This window comes from Cesiribacter andamanensis AMV16, from assembly GCF_000348925.1.
GTDB classification, from domain to species: Bacteria; Bacteroidota; Bacteroidia; order Cytophagales; family Cyclobacteriaceae; genus Cesiribacter; species Cesiribacter andamanensis.
In genome coordinates this window covers 1-5,078 of record NZ_AODQ01000198.1, presented here as the reverse complement: position 1 = coordinate 5,078, position 5,078 = coordinate 1, and the positions used below count along the sequence as shown (strand labels likewise).

Genomic DNA, 5,078 nt, shown 5'->3' with positions numbered 1-5,078 from the left:
ACTGCTTTTTTGTTGGCGGGCTTTGCGCTTTACTTCTTTTGGGGTGGTATTTACCCAGCTTTTAAATGCCCGGCGGAAGGTGGTAGGATCGGAATAGCCCAGCAGGTCGGCCACTTCGCCTACTTTCGATCCCTTGTTTTCAATAAGCTGCAGGGCCAGCTCCTTGCGTACCAGTGCACAGAGTTCGCGGTAGGAACTGTTCTCCAGCGCCAGCTTGCGCTGAAAGGTGCGCACGGTAGTATTGAGCTGGGCCGCTACCACCTCCACAGGTGGAATAATGCCCTTGAATTCGGTGAGTAGCAGGCGTTTGATTTTTTCGGTAAATCCAATTGTCTCCTGCGCAGCCTCGGATTCTTTACGGAGCATCTCGGTGAAAAACGCAAAGAGTGACTGATCCTGGCTGAGCACGGGTGCCTCCAGGTCTGATTTGCGAAAGACAAGGCAATTGCGTGCTGCCTGCGGAATGATCGGGCAGCGAAAAATGCGCTCATATTCCGGCAGCTTGCTGGGGCTATGCTTGAGCTCGAGCCGCAGGGGAAAAATTCTTCTACCAGTAAGGGTGTAGAGCAGCTTTATCAAGGTAGACAGGCCGAAATCTAAGGACTGGGTAACTCCCATCGGGTCCAGATTTTCCCATACAGCATTCGAATCGGCGTACATCAGCAGCTCAGGGCCCTTTGTTTCGCGACTATAGGTTTTGAGATTGCAATACAGGTGACCCCACTCGCAGAGGATGTCGATCATTTCGCTGGCAGTACTGCAGCACTGCATACAAAGGCCCACTTTGCCCACTAGCATAGGACTTACCTTTTCACCGGCGTGCAGGCCCAGCAGCGCATCGCCCGAGAGGCGCGTAGCAATTTCCCAAACCTGATTGGTTAGCAACATATCAATCCCAGCTTCGCCCTGCAAGAGCGTGGCAGGATCTATTCCGGCTTCCCTGCAAACCTGCAGGGGGTCTACTTCCCGGGGCAGGCCCGTGTATAGCAGATCTCGTATAATGCTCATTTTACCATCCATGGCGCAAACTGCATGCTTTATGGCATAAGTTACACTTTTCCTGCCTTCCGAAAAGCCCTTCCTTTGTAATATAATTTATTTGTTTACTCCTAATCATGGATTTAACCACTTTTTACTATGGAAACTTCACAAAAAGGCGGGACTCAGTCACCCAAACCATTCAGAAGAATTCTTTTTGCCAACTGCCCGGCCGACGGGCACTTTAATCCGCTCATTCCACTGGCGGAATTCCTCAAGCAGCAGGGGCATGATGTGCGCTGGTACTCCTCCCGCCTGTATGCCGATAAGATTTCGCGCATGGGCATTCCCCATTATCCTTTTAAAAAGGCGCTTGAATTTGACACCCACGACTGGGAAGGGAGCTTTCCCGAGCGCAGCAAACACAAAAGCCAGGTAGGCAAGCTGCGCTTCGATCTGGAGCATGTGTTCATTCGCCGCGGCCCTGAGTACTTTGAAGATATTCGAGACCTCCACCAGGAGTTTCCCTTTGATGTGCTGGTGGCCGAGATCAGCTTTACCGGTATTGCATTCATCCGCCACCTGATGCACAAGCCGGTGATTGCGGTGGGCATTTTTCCCAACATCGCATCTTCGCGCGACTTGCCTCCCTATGGGCTGGGCATGCGTCCTGCTAGCGGGTTTCTGGGTAGAAAAAAGCAAGACCTGCTGCGCTTTCTTACCGACAAGCTGGTGTTTGGAAAACAGAACGAGCTGAATCGGCAGATTCTCCGCAGCTGGGGAATTGAGGCCCCCGGGCACCTTAACCTGTTTGACCTGCAGACGCAGCATGCCTCGGTGGTTTTGCAGAACGGAACCCCGGGTTTTGAGTACACCCGCAGCGACCTGAGTCCCAACCTGGTATTTGCAGGCCCCCTGTTGCCGTTGGTGAAAAAAGTGCGGGAAGATCTACCCCTGCAGGAGAAGCTCAGGAAGTACAAAAACGTAATTCTGGTAACCCAGGGCACTGCCGAGCAAAATACCGAAAAGATTCTGGCGCCCACACTGGAAGCCTTTAAAGACAGCACCTGGCTGGTGGTGGCAACCACAGGAGGAGCGGGCACCGAGGCGCTGAGGGCCAGGTATCCCCAGGAGAATTTCCTGATCGAAGATTATATTCCTTTTGATCAGATCATGCCCAATGCCGATGTATATGTATCGAACGGAGGCTTTGGAGGCGTCCTGCAGGCCATTTCACACCAACTGCCCATGGTAGTGGCAGGGGTACATGAGGGTAAAAATGAGATCTGTGCCCGGGTGGGCTATTTTAAGCTGGGGCTCGACCTGAAGACGGAAACCCCCAAACCAGCCCAGATAAGAGCGGCGGTAGAGCAGGTGCTGCAAGACCCCCAGTACCGCCACAAGGTGCAGGCCCTGAGTGCTGAATTCCGGCAATACAATCCACAACAGCTGTGCGAGCACTGGGTGCAGCGCCTGACAGGCGGACGTAGAGCGGCTGCACCCGCACCTCAGTCGGCTGGCGGGCAGCTACTTTCCCTGACGCTGAACTAAGCCGGCCTCCACAAATTTTTCTGAAGCCCTCTTACCAGGCTTCCTTACCTACTCCAGCCCCTTCGGGTCCGGGCAAGGATTCTAATGCCCGTGCCCGATGGGGCTATGTTAACACACCATACCTCATTTAAAAACAACAAACGCTTCATCACCATGTATTCATCCTTCACTTCCAGAACCCTGTATGCCCTGCTGTTTGCCCTTGCGTTTATGCTGGGCTGCAAAGACGACGAGGGCACCCCCCAGCCGGCAGGCCAACTGATGGCCAAGGCAGGGCCCGACCAAAGCGTACAAACAGGCCAGACGGTTACCCTCGATGGTTCTGCCTCCAGCGACAGCCACAACCTGCCCTTCAGCTACCGCTGGGCTTTTAGCAGCCAGCCTGCCGGCAGCACGGCCAGCTTGCAGAATGCCACTACGGCTACCCCAAGCTTTGTGCCCGATATCCCGGGCGCCTTTGAACTTGAACTTACCATAGCCAATGCGCATGGCGAAAGCAGGGATAAGGTACTGGTAAGTGCCGCCGCCGCCCAGCCGCTGGAGCTGCCGGAATTTATAAATGTAGCCATGGTGCTGGAAGACCGCATTGCTGATCCCAGCCTGCCCGACTATATAGCCAACAAAACTACCTTTGTGTCGGCCCAGCTCACCATTCAGCCAGGGGTGACCATTGCCTTTGCAGCTGATACCCGCCTGGACATCAACGAAGAGGGCGGGGTGATCATCGCCAAAGGCACGGCTGAGAAAAAGATACGGTTTGTAGGCCAGCAGGCTAGTGCCGGCTACTGGCGGGGCATGATCATCTACTCCAGCAGCAGCCTAAACGAGCTTGATCATGTAGAGATTGCCCACACCGGCAGCCAGGGCATGCTTAGCACCATTAAGGCAGGTCTCTCGCTCTTTGGCATCAGCCAGGCGCAGGTTGCCCTAAAAAACTGCTCTTTCACCCAAAATGCAGGCTGGGGCGTGCATGCCGCCAGTGGGGCCTCGCTGCGGGCTTTTGAAAAGAACAGCTTCAGCCATAATGCCGAAGCGGGCCTACTGCTGGCTGCCAATCAGGTAGCAAAGCTCGATGCTGCCTCCAGCTTTACGGGAAACAATGGCCGCAACCGGGTAGAGGTGCTGGCCTCTAATTTGGAAGCTGCCACTGGGGGAAGCGAGATCGTTTGGGCAGGTTTTGCCGATAAAACCCCCTACCGGGTGCTGGGCGAGCTGCGGGTACACACTGGCTGGAAACTGAAGCCGGGCGTAACTCTGGAAATGGGCAACGATCAGGTACTGGTGATTGAAAGTACGGGCTATTTGCATGCAGTGGGTACTGCTGCCAACAAGATCATCATTTCCGGCGCGCTTGCCAATAGTGGCTACTGGAGGGGAATCGTCATCAGTTCTTCTTCTTCCCAGAATATGCTGGAGCATACCGAGATCCGGCATGGGGGCAGTTACCAGCTGGTGTCGGGCCATAAGGCGAACATTGCGCTGGTAGGCGGGGGTGCCCGCCTCAGCATTACGCATTCGCTTATTGGCAACAGTGCAGGCTATGGCATTTATGTGCGCCACAACTCCAGCATCAATGCCGATGTGCACACCGCCAACAGCTTTGAGGCCAACAGTCAGCAAAATGTGCTAATAGAAGAATAGAAGGCATCCACCTTCAGCAATGCACAGGAAAGCCCCAGCTTTCCTGTGCATGTTTAGGATCGGTGGATGGGAAAAGACATAGGAGCCGGGCCTTTATGCGCATGCACTAGCTACCCGATTCTCCAGCTGCATACTTTTAACCGGCAGGGTGCGGGCTTTTGGTGCAGAACTGCACGCTCAGGCAGGGTCATCTTCCTTCCGGTCCTCCCGCCGGCGCTCCAGCGGGGCCTCCAGCTGGGCCTCCAGCGGGGCCTCCAGCTGGGCAGAGTCCTGGGCTTGCTCCTCTGCTTCCGCCTGGGCTTCGGCCGGCTGGTTGGCCAGGGGCTCCGCATCTGGCAGCTCCCGGATGCTGTATTCCACACTGTGTGCTTCGGTCAGGCTGGGCACTTCCCAGCGGGCCATCATGCTCACCAGTGTTGCCGGGGGCACGGGTTCTTCGCGCTGCTGATTTTGCTGCTGCAACAAGGGGTAGGGGGCTTCCATGTAGATGATGCGTACCCAGGCCCCATAGGATACAAAAAGGTCGATCAGCGGCTGGCGGGCCTGCCGGCTGGTGTTGGGGGCCAGCCAAACAAATGACTGCTGCCGGCGCATGTACTCCCTGGCCTTTTCTTTGGCGCGCTGCAGCACCCGGCCCCAGCCAGATTTATCCCCTTGCTTGATCTTCATCTCCTGCCGCAGAGCATCGGGCGATACCAGGGGCCAGTCGCTCAGGTGAAAGTTCACATACATTTCCTTGCCGCTGCCGGGTAGGCCGGCCATCAGGATCACCTCAAATTTGGTATCGTTATAGGCCCTATAATCGGGGGCTACCTCCTCCCGCTGCAGGTAAAAGTAGCGGGAATATTCATCAGCAAAGGGCCGGGGCTGTCCCCTAGCAGTCCCATTCCCGGCACAGTTCCCCAAAG

At 55.6% G+C, this 5,078-nt stretch carries 4 protein-coding genes; 2 read left to right on the top strand and 2 right to left on the bottom strand.

What is annotated here, in order from left to right; translation table 11 throughout:
- Window positions 1-1,008, bottom strand: a 1,008-nt coding sequence (locus tag ADICEAN_RS20155) for an AraC family transcriptional regulator (RefSeq protein ID WP_161622747.1), incomplete at its 3' end; no start/stop codon positions are given.
- A 129-nt stretch (window positions 1,009-1,137) separates the two neighbouring features.
- Here ADICEAN_RS20155 and ADICEAN_RS20150 point away from each other — a divergent pair.
- The gene (locus tag ADICEAN_RS20150; protein ID WP_009197520.1) at window positions 1,138-2,529 is read left to right on the top strand and encodes a glycosyltransferase; all 1,392 of its coding nucleotides are present in this window, start codon (window positions 1,138-1,140) and stop codon (window positions 2,527-2,529) included.
- Window positions 2,530-2,682: 153 nt separating this feature from the next.
- Window positions 2,683-4,170, top strand: coding sequence for a PKD domain-containing protein (locus ADICEAN_RS20145; protein ID WP_152426546.1), 1,488 nt, complete (start codon window positions 2,683-2,685; stop codon window positions 4,168-4,170).
- Window positions 4,171-4,347: 177 nt separating this feature from the next.
- On the opposite strand, the gene ADICEAN_RS20140 is transcribed toward ADICEAN_RS20145, so the two are convergent.
- Window positions 4,348-5,078, bottom strand: a 731-nt coding sequence (locus ADICEAN_RS20140) for an ATP-binding protein (protein ID WP_152426545.1), incomplete at its 5' end; no start/stop codon positions are given.

What these genes read in the sequence shown, in the direction of transcription:
- ADICEAN_RS20150 (WP_009197520.1), top strand. Translation starts at nt 1,138, where the DNA reads ATGGAAACTTCACAAAAAGGCGGGACTCAGTCACCCAAACCATTCAGA.
- ADICEAN_RS20145 (WP_152426546.1), top strand. Translation starts at nt 2,683, where the DNA reads ATGTATTCATCCTTCACTTCCAGAACCCTGTATGCCCTGCTGTTTGCC.